The organism is Polaromonas sp. P3_C2 (genome assembly GCF_056402675.1).
In genome coordinates this window covers 1-623 of sequence record NZ_JBFUGX010001215.1, presented here as the reverse complement: position 1 = coordinate 623, position 623 = coordinate 1, and the positions used below count along the sequence as shown (strand labels likewise).

General features: G+C 63.1%; 1 protein-coding gene. It reads left to right on the top strand.

The window, feature by feature from the left end; genetic code table 11:
* On the top strand, positions 1-562 hold a 562-nt coding region (locus tag AC1DWI_RS25680; RefSeq protein ID WP_477726259.1), incomplete at its 5' end, for an NAD-binding protein.
* Between the last annotated feature and the right edge of the window lie 61 nt (positions 563-623).

Genomic DNA, 623 nt, shown 5'->3' with positions numbered 1-623 from the left:
GGGCTGCGACTACCTTGACGCACCGGTTTCCGGCGGCGAAGTCGGTGCCAAAAATGCGACGCTGTCCATCATGGTCGGCGGCCCACAAGCCGTGTTTGAACGCATCAAGCCGYTGTTYGAAYTGATGGGCAAGAACATCACSCTGGTKGGCGGYAACGGYGACGGCCAGACCKSCAAGGTGGCMAACCAGATCATCGTGGCGCTCAACATCGAAGCGGTGGCCGAGGCGCTGCTGTTTGCCGCCCGCGCCGGCGCTGACCCGGCGCGTGTACGCCAGGCCTTGATGGGCGGCTTCGCGTCATCGAAGATTCTGGAGGTGCATGGTGAACGCATGGTCAAGCGCACGTTTGACCCGGGTTTTCGCATCGAGCTTCACCAGAAGGACTTGAACCTGGCGCTCTCGACTGCGCGCCTGCTCGGCATCTCGCTGCCCAACACGGCCACCGCGCAGGAGCTGTTCAACTCCTGCGTCGCACACGGCGGCAAAACCTGGGACCACTCCGCAATGGTGCGCGCATTGGAGAAACTGGCCAACTTCGAGATTGGCCAGCAGGCCGGGTGATCGTTGCCGGAACGCGCGCACAAGCGTGGATCCGGCGTCTTTGCGTTGCGTCCGTTTGCAC